This is a genomic window from Mesorhizobium sp. M7A.F.Ca.CA.002.15.2.1 (assembly GCF_003998715.1).
Taxonomy (GTDB): Bacteria; Pseudomonadota; Alphaproteobacteria; order Rhizobiales; family Rhizobiaceae; genus Mesorhizobium; species Mesorhizobium ciceri.
Genome location: NZ_RZPI01001162.1, coordinates 1 through 768 on the forward strand (window position 1 = coordinate 1; position 768 = coordinate 768).

Here is a 768-nt window from a genome sequence, read left to right on the forward strand (position 1 = left end):
CAGTTCCTCCTGCCGCGTGGCCAGCCCCTTTTGTGAGCATAGCCATATCATCGGCTCGCGCAGCACGCCGACTTCGTCCGCCGCTGCCGTCTGGCGCATGACGATCGCCAGATCGAGGCCGCCAGACTGCAGCGCCTGCGCCAACTCGGCGGAACGGCCGACCCGCAGTTCGATCCTGACGCGCGGATGGCTGCCGGCGAAAGCACGCAGCAGATCCGGCAGGCCGCTGTCGGCAAAATCCTGCGTCGTGCCGATGGCAACGCGCCCGGCAGCGCGGGCGCCCTTCAGCGCCAGCCAAGCCTCGCGATGGACGGCAAGAATGCGCTTGGCGTGGCCGACGAGATCCTCACCCGCCGGCGTCCAACCACGTCCCCGCCCCTGCGGCGCCAGCAGCGGCTCACCGACGACTTCCTCCAGCCGCTGCATCTGGGCGGTCACCGCCGAGGGCGAACGGCCGATGCTTGCAGCCGCCTGGGCCAGCGAGCCGCTGTCGACGAAAGCAAGGAAGGTTCGGAGCAGATCGGGATCGAGCGTTTCCATACTTCGATACTATCGAAGTATCATTTAAAAACAATTCGATTTTTTTGCCTAAAAGGTGGTGGCATGGTTGTTTCAACGGCGATCGGACGCCGCTCAAGCCAAGGAGAAGAAGAATGCCTATCATCAACATCAGCGTCACCGGCAAACCTGACGCGGCGCTTTCCGCTCGCATCGCAAAGGAGGCCACAGAAATCACCGCGACGCAGCTGCGCAAGGACCCGACGATCA

The 768-nt window shown here is 63.8% G+C and carries 1 protein-coding gene; it reads right to left on the reverse strand.

The window, feature by feature from the left end; genetic code table 11:
• Positions 1–540: LysR substrate-binding domain-containing protein (locus ENZ74_RS33375; protein WP_127313365.1), on the reverse strand; the 540-nt coding region annotated here is incomplete at its 3' end.
• Positions 541–768 lie beyond the last annotated feature (228 nt).